At 70.2% G+C, this 21,165-nt stretch carries 17 protein-coding genes; 10 read left to right on the forward strand and 7 right to left on the reverse strand.

What is annotated here, in order from left to right; genetic code table 11:
• The first annotated feature begins 36 nt into the window (after nucleotides 1-36).
• The 3 genes from JOD54_RS17630 to JOD54_RS17640 are packed head-to-tail and all read left to right on the forward strand — an operon-like array spanning nucleotide 37 to nucleotide 2,520.
• Nucleotides 37-888 (forward strand): transporter substrate-binding domain-containing protein, encoded by an 852-nt coding sequence (locus tag JOD54_RS17630; RefSeq protein WP_204451579.1) that lies wholly within the window; start codon nucleotides 37-39, stop codon nucleotides 886-888.
• Entirely contained in the window at nucleotides 885-1,763 is an 879-nt protein-coding gene (locus JOD54_RS17635) for an amino acid ABC transporter permease (protein ID WP_239573411.1), read from the forward strand. Before JOD54_RS17630 ends, JOD54_RS17635 begins: the two co-directional genes overlap by 4 nt.
• Nucleotides 1,756-2,520: an amino acid ABC transporter ATP-binding protein gene (locus JOD54_RS17640; protein ID WP_307860143.1), complete on the forward strand. Its 765-nt coding sequence runs from the start codon at nucleotides 1,756-1,758 to the stop codon at nucleotides 2,518-2,520. The genes JOD54_RS17635 and JOD54_RS17640 overlap by 8 nt, the downstream gene beginning before the upstream one ends.
• A 4-nt stretch (nucleotides 2,521-2,524) precedes the next feature.
• On the opposite strand, the gene JOD54_RS35565 is transcribed toward JOD54_RS17640, so the two are convergent.
• Both JOD54_RS35565 and JOD54_RS17650 read right to left on the reverse strand, forming a co-directional pair.
• Nucleotides 2,525-4,426: a helix-turn-helix domain-containing protein gene (locus tag JOD54_RS35565; protein ID WP_204451580.1), complete on the reverse strand. Its 1,902-nt coding sequence runs from the start codon at nucleotides 4,424-4,426 to the stop codon at nucleotides 2,525-2,527.
• Nucleotides 4,427-4,726: 300 nt separating this feature from the next.
• Complete coding sequence (locus tag JOD54_RS17650) at nucleotides 4,727-6,169, reverse strand: MFS transporter (protein WP_204451581.1); 1,443 nt, start codon at nucleotides 6,167-6,169, stop codon at nucleotides 4,727-4,729.
• 273 nt (nucleotides 6,170-6,442) lie between these two features.
• Here JOD54_RS17650 and JOD54_RS17655 point away from each other — a divergent pair, with 273 nt between their 5' ends.
• From JOD54_RS17655 to metK, 4 genes are all read left to right on the forward strand, one after another.
• Nucleotides 6,443-6,916: a MarR family winged helix-turn-helix transcriptional regulator gene (locus tag JOD54_RS17655; RefSeq protein WP_204451582.1), complete on the forward strand. Its 474-nt coding sequence runs from the start codon at nucleotides 6,443-6,445 to the stop codon at nucleotides 6,914-6,916.
• Between the two features lie 889 nt (nucleotides 6,917-7,805).
• Nucleotides 7,806-11,165: a carboxylic acid reductase gene (car, locus tag JOD54_RS17660; RefSeq protein ID WP_204451583.1), complete on the forward strand. Its 3,360-nt coding sequence runs from the start codon at nucleotides 7,806-7,808 to the stop codon at nucleotides 11,163-11,165.
• Between the two features lie 18 nt (nucleotides 11,166-11,183).
• Nucleotides 11,184-11,891: a methyltransferase gene (locus tag JOD54_RS17665; protein WP_204451584.1), complete on the forward strand. Its 708-nt coding sequence runs from the start codon at nucleotides 11,184-11,186 to the stop codon at nucleotides 11,889-11,891.
• A 31-nt stretch (nucleotides 11,892-11,922) separates the two neighbouring features.
• Entirely contained in the window at nucleotides 11,923-13,104 is a 1,182-nt protein-coding gene (gene metK, locus JOD54_RS17670; protein WP_204456346.1) for a methionine adenosyltransferase, read from the forward strand.
• Nucleotides 13,105-13,131: 27 nt separating this feature from the next.
• On the opposite strand, the gene JOD54_RS17675 is transcribed toward metK, so the two are convergent.
• The 3 genes from JOD54_RS17675 to JOD54_RS17685 form a co-directional block, all read right to left on the reverse strand.
• The gene (locus JOD54_RS17675) at nucleotides 13,132-14,622 is read right to left on the reverse strand and encodes a restriction endonuclease subunit S domain-containing protein (protein WP_204451585.1); all 1,491 of its coding nucleotides are present in this window, start codon (nucleotides 14,620-14,622) and stop codon (nucleotides 13,132-13,134) included.
• A 96-nt stretch (nucleotides 14,623-14,718) separates the two neighbouring features.
• Nucleotides 14,719-15,366 (reverse strand): DUF998 domain-containing protein, encoded by a 648-nt coding sequence (locus JOD54_RS17680; RefSeq protein WP_204451586.1) that lies wholly within the window; start codon nucleotides 15,364-15,366, stop codon nucleotides 14,719-14,721.
• Between the two features lie 56 nt (nucleotides 15,367-15,422).
• Nucleotides 15,423-15,605: a hypothetical protein gene (locus JOD54_RS17685; protein ID WP_204451587.1), complete on the reverse strand. Its 183-nt coding sequence runs from the start codon at nucleotides 15,603-15,605 to the stop codon at nucleotides 15,423-15,425.
• A 169-nt stretch (nucleotides 15,606-15,774) separates the two neighbouring features.
• Here JOD54_RS17685 and JOD54_RS17690 point away from each other — a divergent pair, with 169 nt between their 5' ends.
• The 3 genes from JOD54_RS17690 (at nucleotide 15,775) to JOD54_RS17700 (ending at nucleotide 18,406) form a co-directional block, all read left to right on the forward strand.
• Nucleotides 15,775-16,224: a L,D-transpeptidase gene (locus tag JOD54_RS17690; RefSeq protein ID WP_204451588.1), complete on the forward strand. Its 450-nt coding sequence runs from the start codon at nucleotides 15,775-15,777 to the stop codon at nucleotides 16,222-16,224.
• Between the two features lie 135 nt (nucleotides 16,225-16,359).
• On the forward strand, nucleotides 16,360-16,797 hold the full coding sequence (locus JOD54_RS17695; protein ID WP_204451589.1) for a hypothetical protein: 438 nt from the start codon (nucleotides 16,360-16,362) through the stop codon (nucleotides 16,795-16,797).
• Between the two features lie 100 nt (nucleotides 16,798-16,897).
• On the forward strand, nucleotides 16,898-18,406 hold the full coding sequence (locus tag JOD54_RS17700; RefSeq protein ID WP_204451590.1) for a substrate-binding domain-containing protein: 1,509 nt from the start codon (nucleotides 16,898-16,900) through the stop codon (nucleotides 18,404-18,406).
• Between the two features lie 1,015 nt (nucleotides 18,407-19,421).
• Here JOD54_RS17700 and JOD54_RS17705 read toward each other — a convergent pair.
• On the reverse strand, nucleotides 19,422-20,075 hold the full coding sequence (locus JOD54_RS17705; RefSeq protein ID WP_204451591.1) for an ABC transporter ATP-binding protein: 654 nt from the start codon (nucleotides 20,073-20,075) through the stop codon (nucleotides 19,422-19,424).
• Nucleotides 20,072-21,085, reverse strand: a complete 1,014-nt coding sequence (locus JOD54_RS17710; RefSeq protein ID WP_307860145.1) for an ABC transporter permease — start codon at nucleotides 21,083-21,085, stop codon at nucleotides 20,072-20,074. Before JOD54_RS17710 ends, JOD54_RS17705 begins: the two co-directional genes overlap by 4 nt.
• Between the last annotated feature and the right edge of the window lie 80 nt (nucleotides 21,086-21,165).

Raw genomic sequence — 21,165 nt, forward strand, 5'->3', positions numbered from 1 at the left:
TCCGGCGGGGGCAGCCGCCACCACTAGGAGTTCTCGATGCCCCGATCACCCCTGATCGCAGCCATCGCGGCCGTGTGCCTGCTGGCGAGCGGGTGCGTGACTGTCCGCGCCGCGGCGGTGCCCACGGAACCCGCCGAACCCGGTGTGACCGTCGGGAGTGGACAGTCGGTGCGCGTGGCGGTGTTCAACAACTACCCGCCCGCCGAGTTCACCGCCAACGGCAAGCTGGCCGGGTGGATGATCGAGTTCCTCGACCCCATCGCGCGCGAGACCGGTCTGCGCATGGACATCGTGCCCGTCAACAACTTCAGCACCATCATCCCCGGCCTGCAGAGCGGCCGTTTCGATATCGCCGCGGCCAACCTCACGGTCTCCGCGGAGCGCGTGAAGATCATCGACATGGTGACGGTGGACGCCGTGGGAACCGGCTTCTCGACCGCCGCGGGCAGTGGGGTCGCGATCCGCTCCGGGCGTGACGTGTGCGGTCGCGCGGTCGCGGCGCTGGCGGGTTCGGTGTACGAGCCGCAGTTGCGCGCGATCAACGACGAGTGCGCCGCCGCCGGGCTACCACCCGCCCGCACCAGCCTCTACCCGGACAGCAGCGCCGCCGTGCTGGCTGCGGGCACCCGGCGCGCCGACGTGTTCATGGGCTCGTACTCCGAGGTCGTGCACTCGGCGCGGGAATCCGGGCAGCTGACCGTGCAGGACTACCAGTTCGCCCGGCTGCCGGAGGCGATCGGCTTCCCGAAGGGGTCGCCGCACACGGAGAAGGTGCGGGCCGCGGTGAACAAGCTGATCGCGGGCGGGCAGTACCGGTCGGTGCTGCACAAGTGGGGGATGGCCGACATCGCGATCACGGAGTCCCAGCTCAACCCGGAGGTCCGATGAGCACCGAGGCCCCGACCGCCGCACCGCGCACCCCCCGCCGGGTCGACACCCGCAAGCGGGTCAAGGCACCGCTGCACCTCGGCTGGTGGATCGGTACCGCCGTCGTCGGGCTCACGGTGCTCAACATGGGCAACGTCGTCGTGCGCAGCCCGAACCTGGACTGGTCGGTGGTGGGGGAGTACTTCCTGTCCACCGAAGTCCTCTTCGGACTCCTGCGCACCGTCGAGCTCACCGCGATCGCGATGGCCCTGGGCATCGCGGGCGGTCTGCTGCTGGCGATCATGCGGCTCTCACCTGTTCCGGTCGTTTCGTGGGCCGCCAAGGGTTACGTCTGGTTCTTCCGCGGCACACCGCTGCTGGTGCACATCCTGTTCTGGTACAACCTTGCCGCTCTGGTGCCCGCGGTCGCGCTGGAGATCCCCTTCGGCCCAACGCTGTTCGAGGCCAACACCAACGACCTCATCACCCCGTTCCTCGCGGCCGTGATCGCGTTGAGCCTCAACGAAGCCGCCTACATGGCCGAGGTCGTGCGCGGTGGCCTGCTCTCGGTCGACCCCGGGCAACGGGAAGCAGCGAAAGCACTGGGCATGACCCACCGGCAGACCCTGCGCAGGGTCGTCGTCCCGCAGGCGCTGCGGGTGATCATCCCGCCCACCGGCAACCAGGTCATCAGCATGCTCAAGGCATCGGCCCTGGTCAGCGTCACCTCCACACCGGAGCTGCTGTACTCGGTGCAGGTCATCTACAACAACAACTTCAAGACCATCCCGCTGCTGGTGGTCGCCAGCGCCTGGTACCTCGTCGTCACCAGCCTGCTCTACGTCCTGCAGCACTACCTGGAGCGCCGCTACTCGCGAGGTGATCGCCGTGGCTGAGACCGTGCTGAGCCTGCGCGACGTGCACAAGAGCTTCGGCCACCGAGAGGTGTTGCGCGGCATCGACCTCGACATCGCCGAGGGCGAGGTCGTGTGCCTGCTCGGTCCGTCCGGATCGGGCAAGAGCACGCTGCTGCGCACCATCAACCACCTCGAACCCCTCGACCGCGGCGCGATCTTCCTGCGCGACGAGCTCATCGGCTACCGGGAGCACAGGGGCAGGCTCGTCGAACTCGACGACAGGGCGCTGTCGCGGCAGCGGGCCTGGTTCGGCATGGTCTTCCAGGGTTTCAACCTGTTCCCGCACATGACCGCGCTGGACAACGTCGTCGAGGCGCCCGTCCTGGTCAAGCGCGAGGACCCAGCGCACGCCCGCGCCAGGGGCCGCGAGCTGCTCGCCTCCGTCGGACTCGCCGACCGCGTCGACGCCTACCCCCGTCAACTCTCCGGCGGCCAGCAGCAGCGGGTCGCGATCGCGCGGGCCCTGGCCATGTCGCCCGAGGTGCTGCTGTTCGACGAGCCGACCTCCGCGCTGGACCCGGAACTGGTCGGCGAGGTGCTCGACGTCATGCGCGGGCTCGCCGCCACCGGGATGACCATGCTGGTGGTCACCCACGAGATCGGCTTCGCCAGGGAGGTCGCCGACCGCGTGGTGTTCCTCGACGGCGGCGTGGTGGTCGAACAGGGCGCCGCCGCCGAGGTGCTGACCAACCCCCGGCGGCAGCGGACCAGGCAGTTCCTCACCCATGTCCGGTGAGCCGCTAGTGGGCCTCGGCCCCCTCGCCGAGCAGTCCGCGGACCAGCAGCAGCCGCAGCGCGAGCTGGATCTCCAACGCCCGCGCCGGTTTCTGCCAGTCCGCCCCCAGCAGCTCCTTCACCCGGTCCAACCGGCGGGTCACCGTGTTGGTGTGCACGTGCAGCCGTTCCGCGGCGTAGGTCGGGCTCGCGCCCGCCTCGAAGTACGCCTGCAACGTGGGCACCAGGTCGGTGAACCGCTCCTTGTCGTAGCCGAGCACCGGGCCGATCACCTGCTCGATGAACCCGCCGACGTCCTGGTTGCTCGACACCAGCGACCCGACGAACCCCAGTTCCCGCACCGACGCGGCGCCCCCGCTGACCCCCAGCGCCACCACCGCGTCCAGGCAGCGGATCGCCTCCCGGTAGCCCGAGGGCACCGACTCGGCCCCCGACAGCGGACCGGCCGCCCCCACCGAGATCGGCGTGCCGAGCGCCTCGGCCATCGCCGAGGACACCTCCCTGGCCAGCGCGCCCGCGTCACCGCCGGGCAGCAGCAGGATCAGGTGGCTGTCGCGGAAGCTGCGCAGCCCACCCCGGCGCCGCGCGTACCCCGCCGCCCACGCGTTGGCCCGGCAGTGCAGCGCGGCCGCGGGCTTGGCCACCACCATCAGGTACGGCCCGGACAGGTCCAACCCGATCCGGCGCGCCCGCTCGGCCAGCTGCTTGGGCAGGTGCTGCTCGTCGCTGAGCGCGTCGTCGAGCAGCTTGTCCCGCACCTCGCTGTCGAGCCCGGCGGCGACCTTGTCCTGCCGGATGAACAGCACGGCCATCCGCGCGAACAGCCGCAGCTGCGAGCGCCGCGCGGGTTCCAGCTCCCCGGGCACCCGCAGCACCAGCGCGCCGAGGTAGTCCTTGCCCCGGCACAGCGGCGCCACCCACCCGCCGTCCCCGGTCAGCACCGGCTCCCCGCTGACCATGTCCGGCGCGGACGCCAGCGCCGCGGAATCGTCCCCGCCGACCGGCTCACCCGCGGTCACCAGCACGTCGCCGCCGGAGTTGTAGACCGACACCCGCCCGCCCAGCGAGGTGGCGGCGAACGCGGCCATCGCGGGCAGGTCGGCGTCGGCCAGCAGCATGTCCACCAGCCGCGACTGCAGGTCGCAGTACTCGGTGAAGCCCGCGGCGGTCGTCGCGACCTGGGCCAGCCGGTCCTCCAGGGCCGCGGTGCGCTCGGCGGCGGCCAGCCGCTGGCGGGTGGACTCCAGGTAGGCGCCCGCCAGGATCCCCAGCGACCCGATCAGCGAGCGCTCGTCGGCGGTGAAGTGGTGCACCTTGCGGCTGGCGACGTAGAGCATGCCGCTGGGTGGGTACCTGGTCCGCTGGTGCGCCCGCTCGCCCCAGTGCGTCGGCTCGTCGCCCAGCGGCACCGCGATCATCGCGTGCATGCCCTCGACCCTGGCGACCTCCTCGAACGCCGAGTTCAGCGTGATCCGCTCGTCGGTGAGCAGGTCGTGCGTGGCGAACGGCGCGGTACGGGCCTGACCGGCGGCGGTGATGCCGTCGTCGGCCGGTAATCGCAGGCCGACCCCGAGCCCGGAGGTGTGCCCGTCGGCGGCCAGCACCTGGATGTGGCCGCCGTCGGCCTCCAGCAGCGCGACGTAGGCCATGTCCATGCCCAACAGGTGCCGCGCGCGCCTGGCCACGGCGTGCAGCAGGCTCGCGGTCGACTCGTGCGGCACCGCGAGCTCGCGGGCCGCGTCGACCAGGGCGGCCAACCCGGCCTCCCGGCCCCGGCCGCGCTGGATCTGCGCGTGCACCCGCATCGCCCGCCACACCGCGGCCTTCATGTCGACCGCGCTCGGGGCTACCGCCCGACCCGCCGCGGCACCCGCTCGATCATCGAGCAACCGCTCGAACACGTCCACCGGGGCGCCACTGGCCAGCAATTCCAATAACTCGTCAATGCCACCGCTGACTGCCAGTTGCGGGGACACAAAAGGGCCCATCATTAGGTCACCGCCCGCATAGAGTCCATAGCGGTCACCCGTTTGAACTATCACGTTCGTCGGATGCCCGCGGTGCTTGCCCACTGTTCCTGTTTGGTCATCCTCAGCGTATCGAAAATGTCCGGTCTTGGTCCGGTGACGCCGGTGGGCGCGGGTACCCGTGAGTGGGCGGGGGTGGCCCCCGCCCACTCACCGAACAATTCCCGCAGCCTGGCGAAACTACGCCCGTTCGTCCGCGGTGGTTTTCCGGCGCAGGCCCTGGGCGAGCAGCGTGAGCACCGCGAAGCCCAGGATCACCCAGACGCCGGGGTAGAGATCACCCAGCTGGACGGCTGGCACGATCACCGCGGTCACCACCGCGAGGCCGAACGCGCCACCGACCTGCAGCGAGCTGTTGAGCAACCCGGCGGCCAGGCCCTGCTCCTGGTCGGAGACGCCGTTGGTGCCCGAGACCATCAGCGCGGCCAGGCTCAGCGCGAAGCCGAAGCCCCAGATCACCGACACCGGCACCAGCACGGTCCACAGCGCGGGCTCCGGGCCGATGCGCAGCAGCAGCAGGTAGCACGGGATGAAGGAGATCAGGCCCACCATCAGGACCTTGTTGACCCCGAAGCGCTCCATCAGGTCACCGAGCTTGGGCCCGATGACCACCACCATCAACCCGGCGGGCAGCAGCACGAAGGACATGTGCCACGGCTCCCAGCCGTTCATGTTCTGCAGGTACAGCGCCAGCACGAACTGGAAGGCCATCGCCCCGCCGTAGAGCAGGAAGGAGCTGACGTTGGCGGCGACGATGTTGCGGTCGCGGAAGATGCCCAGCCGGATCAGCGGGTCGGCGACCCTGCGCTCGATGAGCACGAAGGCGACCAGCAGCGCCGCCGACAGGACGAACCCGCCGATGGAGCGCCAGGACCCGAGGCCGACCTCCGGTGCGGACACCACGGTGAACACCAGCAGCAGCATGCCGAGCAGCAGCGTCAGCGCACCGCCGATGTCGAGCCTGGCCCGCTCGGTGCGCGGCTCGTCCTTGGGCAGGAACTTCAGCGCGCCCAGCATCAGCAGCACGGCCACCACGGCGGGCAGCACGAACGTGGTCCGCCAGTTCAGCGCGGCGAGCAGACCGCCGATGAGCAGGCCGGAGGAGTAGCCGGAGGCCTCGAAGACGTTGAAGATGCCGAACGCCTTGTTGCGCTCCGGCCCCTCGCGGAAGGTCGTGGCCAGCAGCGACATCGCCGCCGGTGCGGTGAAGCCCGCCGCCATGCCCTTGACGAACCGGGTCACGATGATCAGCAGCGCGTCGTCGGCGAAGGCGCCCAGCAGCGAGATCACCGCGAACACCGCCATGCCGACGACGAACACCCGCTTGCGGCCGAACAGGTCCGCGCAGCGGCCGCCCAGCAGCAGGAAGGCGCCGAAGGCCAGGATGTAGGCGCCGGGCACCCACTGCGCGGTCGCCGCGCTCACCCCGAACGCGGCCTGGATTTCCGGAATGGCCACCGCGATCATCGAGTTCTCGAGCCCGTCGAGCATGATGGCCCCGCTGAAAATGAACAGCAGGATCCACTGCCGCGCCTTCCAGCGCACGGGGCCACCCGCTGCCGCGGGGCCCGCGACGGCGTCACCGTCCCGTTTCTGCTCGTCGGGAGTCAAGCTGGTCGACATCTCATACCACCCTTCAAAGACCCCAGCCGGGACACGGCGGCAGCCGAACCGGCGAATCGGTCGATTTGGTCCGGGACTATTTCCGGAAAGATCTCCGGCCCGCGCGCGTGCCACCGGTGCGGGCCCGGTCGGCGCCCCGGGGGTTGCCCCGGGCGGGTAGCCTGATCCCTACGCGCACACTACCGGCGTCCGAGATAGTTGCACACGCGCTATGTTGCACGCAGCTGATGATGCCGTATGCAAGCAGTTGGCCGCAAGGAGGGACGGGTCCCCGTGGAGATCGCCGACGACCTCGCCGAGACCAGGGCCCAGGGTTGGCGGACCCTGGCCGCGCTGCACGCGCGGATCGAGGACACCCTGGAACGCGCGCTGCAACGCGCCCACGACCTGTCGGTCAGCGAGTACAGCCTCCTCGACGTCCTCTCCCGCCAAGAGACCTTCACCGGCTGCTACCTGCGCATGACCCAGCTCTCGCGGGCGGTCGTACTCAGCCAGTCCGCCACCACCCGCCTGGTCACCCGCCTCGAACGCCGAGGCCTCCTCCAGCGCTACCTCTGCCCCGATGACCGCCGAGGCATCTACACAGAGGTAACCCCCGAGGGCCGAGCCGCCCTGGACCGCGCCCGCTCCACCCACGACGAATCCCTGGCCGAAGCCCTGCGAGAAGCGTCGGAACTCCCCGAACTAGCCCCCTTGGTCGAAGCCCTGGCCTCCCTCCACGCAGTCCCGGCCACGGACGCGAGCTGAGCTAGGCACCAGAGCCAAGGCCTATAGGGCCAGCCTCGCCAGCCCGGCCTCTGGATACTCGGAAGCCGCCCACCCAAACCCGGCCCTTCGGGCCAGCCCTGCCCCGCTCCCGGAAGTCGCCGCCCCCAACTGCTCGATGGGGCGAACTTGTTTTGCGCGGGGCCCCTGCGCCAGCCGTGGCAGGACCGCAAAGCTGGGGCCGAAGAGCGTGGCCCTGTCCGCGCAGAACGCTACGACTGCCGCCACCCCACGCAAAACAAGTCCGCCCCATCGAGCCGCCGCGCCCAGCCCCCCGAGCTGGCCCACCCAACCCAGCCCCCCGAGTCAGCCCCGTCAGCCCAACCACCCGACTCCGACGGCATTGCCAGCCACTGGACACTCGGAGTCGCTGGTGCCAACTGCTCGATGGGGTGGACCTGTTTTGTGTGGGGGAGCGACACCCGTAGCCTGACCGGCGGCTGGCTGGGCCGTCCCTTTGGCCCCCAGCTTTTAGGCCCAGCACGGGTGTCGCAGGGGCCCCACGCAAAACAGGTCCACCGCATCGAGCCTGCACTTAAATCGCGGATCCACGCCGATGGCGCAGCCGAGGCGAGGATCCGACGGCGAAGCCGAATCCCGAGACCCGCGCCACAAGATCATCAGATTCAAGCGCCCCCGATTCACATCCTACCGAGATCCACCGACAACCCAGGCGCCGCAAGGAAACCTGTGCACAACCACCCCTGTTGTGGACAACCCAGCGCCACCCCCCGGCCACATCCTGCCGACATGACAGATCCGCCTCCGGGATCCCCCCACCTCCCCACCCCCTGGGTAGCGTCAACCCCACAGCCAACAAGTGATCCGGCCCGCAAGGGCCAAAGCGCGGCAACGCGATGTGGAGATCAGGATGCGCTTAACGCAGACGGTGGCGGCAGTGATGGGGCGGTTCGCGGATCGGCCCGCGGTGGGGGAGCGGGTCAAGGAGATCGCGCGGGATCCGGCTTCTGGTCGGACTTCGGTGCGGTTGCTGCCCCGGTACGAGACCGCGACCTTCGCCCAGGTGTGGGCGCGGACGCGGGCGGTGGCCACTGAGCTGTGGGCCAATCCGGTCCACCGGTTGCTACCGGGCGAGCGGGTGGCTTTCCTCGGGTTCGCCGGGTACGACTACACGACCTTGGACCTGGCGTGCATCCTGCGGGGCGCGGTGTCGGTTCCGTTGCAGACCAGTGCGCCGATTGGGCAGTCGCACGCGATCGTGGCCGAGACCGAGCCGACGGTGGTCGCGGCGAGTCTGGATCGGCTCGACGTCGCGGTGGAGCTTGTGCTGCGGAGCTCTTCTGTGCGGCGGGTGTTGGTGTTCGACTACCTCCCGGAGGTCGACGACCAGCGGGAGCGGGTCGAGGCGGCGCGGGTGCGGTTGCTCGACTCGGGTAGGGACATCGCTGTTGAGTCCTTATCGGACAGTGCGGCGCGCGGCGGTGAGTTGGCCGAGGTGCCGCACTTCGTGGCCGACGAGGGCGACGACCCGCTGACCATGCTGATCTACACCTCGGGCAGCACCGGCACCCCCAAGGGCGCCATGTACACCGAGAAGCTGGTGGCGGCCATGTTCGGCGGGGGTGGCTGGGCCGACCTGTTCTCCGACATCCAGGCGGTCACCTTCCACTACATGCCGATGAGCCACGTCGCCGGGCACTCCTCGGTGAAGAACACGTTGGCGCGTGGCGGGATCAGCTACTTCATGGCCAGCGGTGACCTGTCCACCTTCATGGACGACATCGCGCTCGCCAGGCCAACGGAGCTGTCGCTGGTGCCCCGGGTGTGCGAGATGCTCTACCAGTACCACCGCAGCGAGGTCGACCGGCGCGTGGTCGGCGGCGGTGACCGCGCCCAGGTCGAGGCGCAGGTCACCAAGGACATGCGCGACGAGGCTCTCGGCGGCCGGATCGCTTGGGCCAGTTGCGGTTCCGCGCCGCTGTCGGAGGAGTTGCGGGTCTTCATCGAGGGGCTGCTCGGTCTGGAGCTGCACATCCTCTACGGCGCCACCGAGATCGCGGGCGTCTCGGTCGACGGGAAGATGCTGCGCCCGCCGGTCATCGACTACAAGATCGTCGACGTCCCCGAGTTGGGCTACTACCGCACCGACACCCCGCACCCGCGCGGCGAGCTGCTGATCAAGACCGACTCCGTGATCCCTGGCTACTACAAGCAACCCGAGGTGTCGGCGACGCTGTTCGACGCGGACGGCTACTACAAGACCGGTGACATCGTCGCCGAGGTCGAGCCGGACCGGCTGGCGATCCTGGACCGGCGCAACAGCGTGCTGAAGCTCTCGCAGGGCGAGTTCGTGGCGACTCCGAGCCTGGAGGCCACCTTCGGCACCAGCCCGCTGGTCCGCCAGATCTTCGTCTACGGCAACAGCGCCCGCTCGTACCTGCTGGCCGTCGTGGTCCCCACGCCGGACGCCCTGGAGCGCTACGGCGCCGAGTCGATCGCGATCAAGGAGCGGCTCAGCGAGTCGTTCCAGGCTGTGGCCAAGGAAGCAGGCCTGAACTCCTACGAGATCCCGCGCGAGTTCCTCATCGAGCCCGAGCCGTTCACCCAAGCCAACGGGCTGCTCTCCGACCACCGCAAGCTCTTGCGGCCGCAGCTGCTGGAGGCATACCGGGAGCGCCTGGAAGCCCTGTACTCCGACATCACCGCGCGCGAGTCCGAGGAGCTGCTGGAGATCCGCCGCACCGGTGCCCAGCGGCCGGTGCTGGAGACGGTCCAACGGGCCGCGCGGGCACTGCTGTCCGGTTCCGACGTCAGCCCCGACGCGCACTTCCGAGACCTCGGCGGCGATTCGCTCTCGGCAGTGCCCTTTGTCACGCTCCTCAACGACATCTACGGCATCACAGTCCCCGTGGACATGCTCATCAGCCAGGCGACCGACCTCCGCGCCCTCGCCGAGTACATCGCGGCCAAGCGTCAGTCCGCTGTGGACCGGCCTACCTTCACCTCGGTGCACGGCAAGGCGAGTGACGAGGTGCGCGCAGAAGACCTGACCTTGGACAAGTTCCTCGACGCCCGCCTCATCGCCGGAGCGGGGTCGCTGCCCGAGGTCGAGGGCCCGCCGAAGATCGTGTTGCTGACCGGCGCGAGCGGCTACCTCGGGCGCTTCCTGACCCTGGAGTGGTTGCGGCGCTTGGCACCCGAGAACGGCAAGCTGGTGTGCGTCGTGCGCGGCAAGGACGCGGCGGCCGCGCGGGAGCGGCTGCTGTCGGCATACGCGACCGGCGACGACGGCCTGGTCGCGGACGTCGAAGCCCTGTCCGCCCACCTGGAGGTCCTCGCCGGGGACATGGCCGAACCTCGCCTCGGCTTGGACCAGCGGACCTGGGACCGGCTCGCTGACGAGGTCGACCACATCGTGCACGCGGGTGCCCTGGTCAACCACGTGCTGCCCTACAACCACCTGTTCGAGGCCAACGTCGTCGGGACGGCCGAGTTGATCCAGTTGGGGATCACCGGCAAGCTCAAGCGGTTCGCCTACGTCTCCAGCGTCGCCGTCTCGACCTCGCACCCCGGGCGGCCGCTCGACGAGGACACCGACGTGCGCGCCGCGATCCCGACCCAGCCGGTGCACGAGGGCTACGCGGGCGGCTACGCGACCAGCAAGTGGGCCGGGGAGGTGCTGCTGCGCGAAGCGCGCGAGGTGTGCGGGTTGCCGGTCACGGTGTTCCGGTCCAACATGATCCTCGCGCACAGCCGGTACGCCGGTCAGCTCAACGTGCCGGACGTGTTCACCCGCCTGCTGTTCAGCGTCCTCGCCACCGGGATCGCCCCGAAGTCGTTCTACGGCAACGAAGGCGATGGTGGGGCCCATTACGACGGACTGCCGGTCGATTTCACCGCGGCCTCGATCGCGGAGCTCGGCCCGGCCGACGGGTTCCGGACCTACAGCCTGGTGAACCCGCACGACGACGGGATATCCCTGGACACCATCGTCGACTGGCTGGCCGCCGAAGGGCACCGGGTCGAGCTCGTCGGCGACTACGCCGATTGGGCGCGCCGCTTCGAGTCCGCCCTGCGCGGCCTGCCCGAAGCCCGCCGCCAGTACTCCGCTTTGCCGCTGGTACACCGGTTCGCCGAACCGGAGCCGGTCGTGCGCGGCTCGGCGATCCCCTCCGAGCGGTTCCAGTCCGCCGTCCGCGACATCCCCCGGCTCTCGCGGGAGTACATCGCCAAGTACGCCGCTGATCTGCAGGGCCTGCTGTCCGCCTAAGAGCCAGGAAGAGAACCCATGAACCAGCAGTCCGCGACCTTCGACGAGCGCTACCGGATCGGGCGCAAGCTCGTCGACGAACTCGGTCCCGCCCAAGACACCGAGCCCAGCACCTTCGAACTGCTCGGCCTGGAGTGGGACCTGGTGCCCGGCACCTACGCCCCCAAACCCGGGACCGGCACCGAGTACTACACGACCGCCATCCCGTACCCCGAGGGCGGCAGCTTCCTGGAGATCGGCTGCGGTGCGGGCGTCACCGCCGTCTGGGCCGCGCTCAACGGCTGCGCGCACGTCACCGCCACCGACGTCACCGTGACCGCGGTGGCCAGCGCCGAGCTCAACGTCAAGCGCCACGGAGTGGCCGACCGGGTCCACGTCCAGCGCAGCGACGTGTTCGCCGACCTGGACCCGGACGCCAAGTTCGACACGGTCTTCTGGAACTGCAGCGTGATCGAGGCGCCGGAGGACTTCCAGTTCACCCAGGACTTCGAATGGGCCATCTTCGACCCCGGCTACGCAGCGCTCGGCCGCTATCTCGCCGAGGTGCACGGCCGCCTGCTGCCCGGCGGCCGGGCCCTGGTGACCTTCAACAGCCTCGGCGACGCTTCGCGGGTCGCCGAACTCGCCGACGACAAGGGTGTCACGCTGTCGCTTGTGGACAGCTCGACCCGAGTGCTCACCGGCGAAAAGGTCACCTACAAGGTCTTCGAGATCACCCGGCACTGACCGAGAAGGGGAGAAGTCGTTGTCCACACGTTTGTTCACCTCCGAGTCGGTCACCGAAGGCCACCCGGACAAGATCTGCGACGCGATCAGCGACGCCGTCCTCGACGCACTGCTGACCGGGGACTCGCGCTCGCGGGTCGCCGTCGAGACCCTCGTGACCACCGGTCAAGTCCACGTCGCGGGGGAGGTGACCACCCGGGCCTATGTGGACATCCCGAGCATTGTGCGGGACGTGATCCTGCGGATCGGGTACGACTCGTCGGCCAAGGGGTTCGACGGGAACTCCTGTGGTGTGAACGTGGCGATCGGGGCGCAGTCGCCCGACATCGCGCAGGGTGTGGACACCGCGCACGAGACGCGGGTGGAGCAGGCTTCGGACGAGATCGACCGCCAGGGTGCTGGCGACCAGGGGTTGATGTTCGGGTACGCGACGACCGACACCCCGGAGTTGATGCCGTTGCCGATCGCGTTGGCGCACCGGCTGTCCAAGCGGCTGACCAAGGTCCGCCGCGATGGCTCCGTCCCCTACCTGCGGCCCGACGGCAAGACCCAGGTCACGATCCAGTACGAAGGCGACCGGCCCGTCCGGCTCGACACCGTCGTCGTGTCCTCGCAGCACGCCGAAGGGGTCGACCTGGAGAACCTCCTCGGGGTCGACGTCCGTGACGGGGTTGTGGCTCCCGAACTCGCGGGCCTGGACATCGACACCTCCGACGTGCGGTTGCTGGTCAACCCGACGGGTCGATTCGTGATCGGTGGACCGATGGGTGACGCGGGCCTGACCGGCCGGAAGATCATCGTGGACACCTACGGCGGGATGGCCCGCCACGGTGGTGGCGCGTTCTCGGGCAAAGACCCCTCCAAAGTAGACCGTTCGGCGGCGTACGCGATGCGCTGGGTGGCCAAGAACGCCGTCGCCGCGGGCCTCGCCGACCGCATCGAGGTCCAAGTCGCCTACGCCATCGGCAAGGCGGCTCCCGTAGGCCTGTTCGTCGAGACCTTCGGCACCGAACGGGTTGACCCGGCTCGCATCCAGTCGGCGATCAGGGAAGTCTTCGACCTCCGTCCGGCCGCGATCATCCGCGACCTGGACCTGCTGCGCCCGATCTACGCCCAGACGGCCGCCTACGGGCACTTCGGTCGCCCGGAGCTGGACCTGCCGTGGGAGCGCACCGACCGCGCCGACGACCTCAAGCAGGTCGCCACGAGTTGACTTGCCGGGTGGCGTTCGCTCGCCCCCCTAGCGAGCGCCACCCGGCCGCCCGGCCAACTCCGCGAACGCCCGGACCACCTCCTCGACCAGCACCGGGTCGTCAGACTCGGTCGGGTGCCCCATGTCGATCGAGTGCAGCTGCACGGTGCTCTCGCCGACCGAGTTCGGGTGGTAGATCTCCATTGCCCCGCACTCGTCGCACTCCTGGACCACCAGGTACGGGTGCAGGTCCAGCAGGTGTTCACCGTCGACGAGCGCGTAGGTCCGCCCCGGGTACAGCAGCTGCGTGACCCGGCGTTCCTCCACCGCCCACACCGGGTTGTCGCCGCGCAGCACCCGGAACCGCACCTGGTACGCCGGTGCGGTGTCCTCGGCGACCGGGCGCACGGACTCGACGTAGCCGAACTGCCACCGCGCCAGGAAACTCAGCGAGCGCAGCAGAGTGCGCAGGTCCACCTGGACCGCGGCGAGTCGGGTGCGGAACTCGGCGGGCACCCGCGGATGCCTGCCGTGGATCCGGTTGCGCTCGTCGATCAGCGCCCGCATCGCCGCGGGCGCGGGGGAGTCCCCGTCCTGGAACGCCTGGCACAGCCCGCCGTCGTTGTGCACCCGCTCCGCCTTGGCCGCAACGGCCAGCAGGGCGGTGTGCCGCGCCCCGATGGTCGCGCCGCGCCGGGTGACCGTCTTCGCCCAGTCGGACAACGGCCCCACACCGGTGATCCCGGCCGCGCGGGCGGTGGCGGCCGCGAGCGCGACCAACACCACCGACACCGACTCCACCAGTTCGTGGACGACGAGGTGGTACTCCTCCCGAGGCGACACGGCACCGTCGAGCGCCCGCAACGTCCGCGCGATCGGGTACGGGTAGGCGACCTTCGCCATGCCGACCTCTTCGCTGATGTCGGTCGCGACCCGCAGCGCGGCCGCGATCCCCTGCACCACACCGAGTTCGGTGCCGAAGTCGCGGTCGACGTCGTAGATGCGCTCGGCCGATTCGCGCAGCGCCCGCAGTTCCAGCTCCATCGCGTGCAGCCGCTGCTCGAACGCGTCGAGCACCCGGTCGACCCGCCACGGGTCGACCTCGCACGGCGGGACGAGGATGTTCTTCAGGTCCCGCACCGAGATCCGCTGCACCACGCCGGACACGATCGCCGACAGCCGCGCCCTGCCCGCCCCGGATCGCAGGAACCCGAGCAGGTATCGCGAACCGGCCGTGCCGCGGCTGCGCAGGACGACCGTGTGGTCGCCCGCCAGGGCGGGGCCGTACCGCGCGGGCACGATTCCCCACCGGCCGTGCGGGCCGCTGGTGCTGCCGATGATGTCGCCCGGCAGCACCACCGCTGACGTGCGGGTGTGCGGCGTCGAGCGCGCCAGATCATCCCAGTCGGCGACGGTCGCCCCGATGTCGCGCGGCTGGACGACGCGGAACTCCGGATCGCGTTCCTGGACCGCCTTGGCCGCCCGGTTGCGCCCGGGCATGACCTCGAACAGGCGGTCCAGTGGCACTTCTGCCCGCATGGCTGGCGGATCCTCCGGTCGGCGGCCACCGGGTCGGTGGTGGACCAGTGTGGCACGCGAGCGGCGCCGCCGACCGCGAACCGGGGGATCGGTTGGCTAGTGCTGGTGGTCGCTCAGTATGGCCTCGCCCTTGGTCAGCCAGGACACGCCGAACGCGAGGATGGCTATCGATTCCAGCCACAGCGCGGGCTTCAGGTCCGCCAGTGCGCCGTCGAACAGGAACACGCTCGTCGCCAGCAGCGCCAGGCACGCCAGCATGATCACCCCGCACACCAGGTAGACCCGGTTGCGGGCGATCTTGGCCGGGGTGGGGGTCGGGTCGTCGCTGCGGCGGAACAGGACCAGGCTGAAGTAGGCCAGCGACAGGAAGAACACCACCGAGCTGATCAGGTGCAACGTGCTCACCAGCCCGTCGCCGCCCATCGGGTGCGCGGGCGCGGTCGGGAAGATCGCCACGCCGACGGCGCCGAGCGCGGCGAGGTTGGACACGACGTTGTCGATCGGCTCGTAACCCCGGTAGGACAGCAGGAACACCCCGACCGCGCACATCGCGCCGACCATCACGTCGCGCACGTCGCTGTAGTAGTAGCCGCTGATCGAGGCGCGCAGCCCGTCGCCGAGGACGAGGTTGCCCACGACCAGGACGACCGGCAGGCCGATCCCGATGGCGCCGATCGCGCGGCGCAGGAACAGGTAGGAGTGGACGAGGGTGTCGTGCGGGGAGTGGGTGGGTGTCGCGACCATGGCCGCCTCCGGGGGTGTTTCGCGCTGGTGAACAAATGTAACTCCCCGGTCCGCTTTCACCGTGCCAAGGCGCGCAGAACCGCCCTTTCGGCCCTGTCCGGGCGGGTGCCGAGCCGCTCGGGGTGCCCCGGCAGCGGCGGGTACGACCGCGGCGGCGGGCACAAGAAGTCTGGGTGCGGGTAGAGGACCGCACCCAGTGTCGTGATGGCCCGTTCCAGCACCGCGCGCACCGTTGGCATGCGCGGAAGTGTGGCGACCGGACGGCCCGAGCGCCGCCGTTCCCGGAACGTGGACGGTTCAGCCGCCGGGGCAACGGGTACTTCCCTTCCGTACCCCGAGTCCCAGCCCGCGGCAGGCGCGGGCGGTACCGAACACGAGCCCGGTTCGCGGGCGGATGGGAGGTCGATGATGGGAATCTCGACTAAGGGAATCGTGGGCAGGGCAGTTGGCGTGACCGCCGCGGCCGGGCTGGCTTTTGTGCTGGCCGCCCCGCAAGCGCAAGCGAGCCCCGCCCCGTGCAGTGCTGCCGCCAAGGCCTGCGTCGCCTTGGGCGCCAACTCGGCCTGGCTGATGAACGCGGGCACCGTCACCTACGGCGCGGTCCCGATCACCAGCGGCAAGCCGGGCTATCGCACCCCGGTCGGCAGCTTCACGGTGACCTACAAGGACATCGACCACTGGAGCAAGGCGTTCAACGGCCCGATGCCGTACTCGGTGTTCTTCACGACCAGCGGTGTGGCCTTCCACGAGGGCAGCCTCTCGCAGCTCTCGCACGGCTGCATCCACCTGTCCCCGGAGGCGGCGCGGGTGTTCTACACCTCGCTCGCGCCCGGTGACCTGGTCGAGGTCGTCAGGTAGCAGACGCGAACACAGGGGCCCGGGGCGATCCGGGCCTCTGTTCGTCCCTCCTTGCGCCGCCGGACAGCTCGGGTTCACCGAGGTCTGCGACGGTGCGTCGATCATCGTCCGGGGTAGCTGGGGAGACGCGCTGACATGGGTCGTGGCTGGGTCGTGGTCGCGTTCGCCCTGGTGGCGGTCCTGCTGGACGCCACAGCGGCAGGCGCGGAGCCGACCCAGACCGTCGCGGTGTCGGTCGACGACGGCGACCTGCTGGTCTCCGTCGACCGCGCGGGCACGCTGTCCGGGTTGACCGTGGTCGACACCCGTGCGGGCAACCCGGGCTGGAGCGCTGCGGGCCAGTTCCACGACTCCGGCGACGCGCCGCTGTCGTGGAACCCCGCGGTGGTCGACCAGTCGCCGGTGCAGGTGCTCACGCTGGGGAAGTCGATCGTCGGCATGCGGGGCAGCCGGGTGCTGGCCGTGGCCGACCCGGCCGCCGGTCGCGGCACCGCGCGCCTGACCGCGGGGTTCCGGCTGCTGGTGACCAGGCCGACCGGCTTCACCGCCACCCTGACACTCACCGTCATCTGAGCGGACCGCTCGGTTGCGCCATTCGTCGTTCACCCACGTGGACCACACCATTCACACCCGCGTGCGATGTTGCCGCGTCGGGTCCGAACTGGGGAGAATCGTGCGTCGATCACTGTGTGCCGCTGTAGTCGCCGTCCTGCTGGGAGCGGTCCCGGCAACCGCCCAGCCGGTCGCGGTGTCGGGCGCGGGGTCGACCAGCGCCTTCAACCTCGTCGACCAGTGGCGTGCGGACAGCAGGCTGCGGGTCAACTACGCCGGGACCGGCAACACCGACGGGCTCACCCAGTTCGAGGCCCGCCACGTCGACTTCGCCGTCACGGAGACCACCTACCCGCAGGCGGGTATCCCGACCACCCGGCCGCTGACCTACATCCCGGTCGCCGCCCAGGCGATCACCGTCGCCTACAACGTGACGGTTGGCGGCCGCAAGCTCACCGGGCTCCGGCTGACCCCGGCCACGGCGACCAAGATCTTCACCGGTGCCGTGACCCGCTGGGACGACCCCGTCATCGCGGCGGACAACCCGGGCTTGGCGCTGCCCGCGGTCCCCGTCGTCGCGGTGGTGCGGTCCGACTCCTCGGCGACCACCCGGCACTTCACCGCGTGGATGAACACGGTGGAAACCCAGCTGTGGCAAGCGTTCTGCCCCGGGTGCGGGCAGCAGTCGGTCTACCCGACCGCACCTGGACTGGTCGCGATGACCGGCTCGATCGGCGTGACGAACTACCTCCGCCAGGCCAACGGCTCCATCACCTACGTCGAACGCTCCTACGCCAGCAACGCCGCATTGCCGCAGGCGAGCCTGCGCAACCAGCGCGGCGAGTTCGTCGCTCCCGAAGCCGGGTCTGTCCAGTTGGGACTGTCAGTCGCCCGTCAATCCCCGGACGGCAGCGTGGACTACGGGCCGGTGTTCCGCGACCCGACGGCGGGCAGCTACCCCCTGGGCTTGTACTCCTACCTCATCGCTCCGACCACAGTGGAGGGTCAGTTCGGCCAGGATCGCGGCGCGGCACTGGCGGAGTTCGCCAGGTACGCGCTGTGCGAGGGCCAGGCCGCCGGGCTGCGGATGGGGATGGCCCCGTTGCCCACCAACCAGGTCCGGGCAGGCGTCGCCCTGCTCAACCGCATCCCCGGCGCCGCGGTGACCACCTGCGCCCCACCCGGCCCGCCGACGCAGACCATCACCACCGAGGTCGAGGCGGGCGAGCTGCTGATGTCGGTCGAAGCGGGCGGCGTCACCCTGCCCTCCCCGGTCATGGCCGCCGACGGCTCCGTGCTGACCACCACCGGCAGGCTGCGCACGATCACCATCACCGACACCCGCGCGGGCAACCCCGGCTGGTCGCTGTCGGGCCAACTCACCGACTTCACCGGCACCTCCGGCACCATCGACCGCGCCAACGCCGCCTGGACCCCCATCGTCCTCGACCGCGCCCCAGGCCAACAGATCACCGAAGGCGCCGTGGCCGACCTCTCCACCTCCCGCACCCTCGCGGTCGCCACCAAGGGTGCGGGCACCGCGCATCTCACCGCCCGCATCGACCTTTGGGCCCCCACTTCGACTCGGGCGGGCGACTACTCGGCCTTGCTGACTCTCACGGCGATCTGACGGCGCCCACCGAGGGGGGCGAGTTGGCTGCGGGCTCGATGCGGTGGACGGGCTGGCGGGGCTGGCTCGATGGGCTGGCTTGTCGGTGTGTCTCGGTAGGATGTGAATCGGGGGCGCTTGAATGGGTTGATCTTGTGGGGCGAGGGATTTGTTGCCTTCGCGGTCGGTTCGCCTGCGGCATCGGGCGCGGATCTGTGGGTGGTGCGGTGTGCTCGATGGGGCGGACTTGTTTTGCGCGGGGCCCCTGCGCCAGTCGTGGCAGGACCGCAAAAGCCGGGGCCGAAGAGCGTGGCCCTGCAGCGAGGCAAGGCTACGACTGCCGCTCCCCCACGCAAAACAAGTCCGCCCCATCGAGCAGTGTGTGGGCGGCTTCCTGGGGGCGGTGGTCGGGCTGGCGGGGTTGGCTCGGTGGGTTGGGTTGGCGGGGCTGGCCCCGTGGTGGTGCGGTGGGCTCGATGGGGCGAACTTGTTTTGCGCGGGGCCCCTGCGCCAGCCGTGGCAGGACCGCAAAGCTGGGGCCGAAAAGCATGGCCCTGTCCGCGCACAACGCTACGACTGCCGCCACCCCACGCAAACCGAGTCCGCCCCATCGAGCATGGGGTGGGCGGCTTCCGGGGAGCGGTGGTTGGGCTGGCGGGGTTGGCTCGGGGGCTGGGGTGGCGAGGTTGGTTCGTGGTGGTGCGGTGTGCTCGATGAGGCGAACTTGTTTTGCGCGGGGCCCCTGCGCCAGCCGTGGCAGGACCGCAAAGCTGGGGCCGAAAAGCATGGCCCTGTCCGCGCACAACGCTACGACTGCCGCCACCCCACGCAAAACAAGTCCGCCCCATCGAGCAGTTGGCACCGGAAGGTCCGAGTGTCCAGTGGTCGGCACTGCTGTCGGAGTCGGGTGGTTGGGCTGGCGGGGCTGGCGCCGCGCATCTCACGCCGTATCTACTCGTGTGGGCGGTTGCGTCGACTGCTGACCCTCGCCGCGATCTGACCGTGGTCTGTGGGCATCCCGCCCGGGGTGCTGCTTTCACGCATCCACGATGCGGCCGTCCACCAACTCGACCACCCGGTCCACCTCCGCCAGGTGTGAGCGGTCGTGGGTGACCAGCACTGTCGCGATGCCGAGGGTGCGGGTTCGGGTGGTGATCAGTTCGATGATCGCCGCGCCGTTGGTGTGGTCGAGGGCGCTGGTTGGTTCGTCCACCAGGAGCACGTCCGGTTGGTTGACCAGGGCTCGGGCGATGTTCACCCGCTGCCGTTGGCCGCCGGAGAGTTGGTGGGGGCGGCGGTGGGCAAGGTCGGCCAGGCCCACGTCGGCCAGGTGTTCTGTGCCGCCGCGGCGGCCGTCGATTCGGGTGATGACCTCTAGTTGTTCGGCGGCGGTCAAGGCGGGCAGCAGGTTCGGCTGCTGGAAGACGATTCCCAGGCGGCGTCGCCGGAGTGTGGACAGGGCGGTGCGGCTGAGTCCCGCCGTGCTGGTGCCGCCGATGGTGACGGTGCCCGTGTCGGGGGTGATCAGGGTCGCCGCGACGGCCAGGAGGCTTGACTTGCCGGATCCGGAGGGGCCGACGACGGCGGTGGTGGTGCCGGGTGGCACGTGCAGGGTCACGGCGTCCAGCGCGGTCAGGCGCCGGTCGCCGTCGGGGTAGGTGAGGGTCACGGAGTCCAGGGTCAAGGTCATCGGGCACTTCCCAGGGCGGTGAGCGGGTCGACGGTCGTGATGCGGCGCAAGGCGAGCGCCGCGCCCGCGAGCCCCAGGCCGATGAGCGCGGCGGCGGGCAGGACCAGCGTGGGCAGGTCCAGGACGAACGGCACGCTGTCGGGCAACACGGCGCCGACGGTGGCCGCTATCGCTGTGCCGAGGGCGGTACCGACCGTCAGCAGGACCGCCGCTTGGCCGACGGCGTCGCGCAGCAGGTAGCCGGTGGGGGCGCCGAGGGCTTTGAGGACCGCGATGTCGCCGGAGCGCTGGATCGTCCACACGGTGAAGAACGCACCGACCACCAGCGCGGAGATCGCGAACAAGAACCCGCGCATCAGCAGCAGCGACCCGTTCTCGGCGGCGAACGAACCGATCCGCTCGACGGCGTCCTCGACCGGTTCGGTCGTCGTTCCCAGAAGCCGGTCCGCCGCCGCGATGTCGCAGTCTGATGTGGACAGAACAAGTACGGAGAACCGGCTCCCCGGCGGCAATGGCACCCAGATGACCGGGGCGTGGCTGAAGTAATCATCCTTTGTGGATGTTCGAGCGACGGTGTCGAGGTCGCCGATCCGAACCCGGTCCCCGTCCGCGACACCCAGCGCCGCGCCCGCGCCCCGCGACAGCACGACCTCCTCGACCGTCGAGGACGCGAACACCGCCACGCCCGTGCTCCGCCCGCCCGACTCCGCCCGCCCCATCGACACCGCCAACCGCCCGACCCGCTCCACACCCGCGGTGGCCGACCACCCCAGCGCCGTCGACTCGTCGAGCTCCGTGCCCTCGAACCGCCCCTCCGCCCCGGCGAACACCACGTGGTCGCCGCCGAGCCCCAGGACCGCGGAGGTGTTGCGCCCGGCGAGACCGCCGGTCAACCCCGACAACAACCCGACCAGCACCGTCACCAGCACGACGACCCCGACCAACAACCCGAAACGGCCCCGCGCGAACCACAACTCACGCCACCCGACGAACACCAGCCAGCTCCTCACCTCGGCAACCCCACCAACCCTGCCGGGGGAGACCGCTCCCGCCATCGCTCGTGCGATCGCTTTCGCGCGATCGCGCGGTT

This window comes from Actinokineospora baliensis, assembly GCF_016907695.1.
Taxonomy (GTDB): Bacteria; Actinomycetota; Actinomycetes; order Mycobacteriales; family Pseudonocardiaceae; genus Actinokineospora; species Actinokineospora baliensis.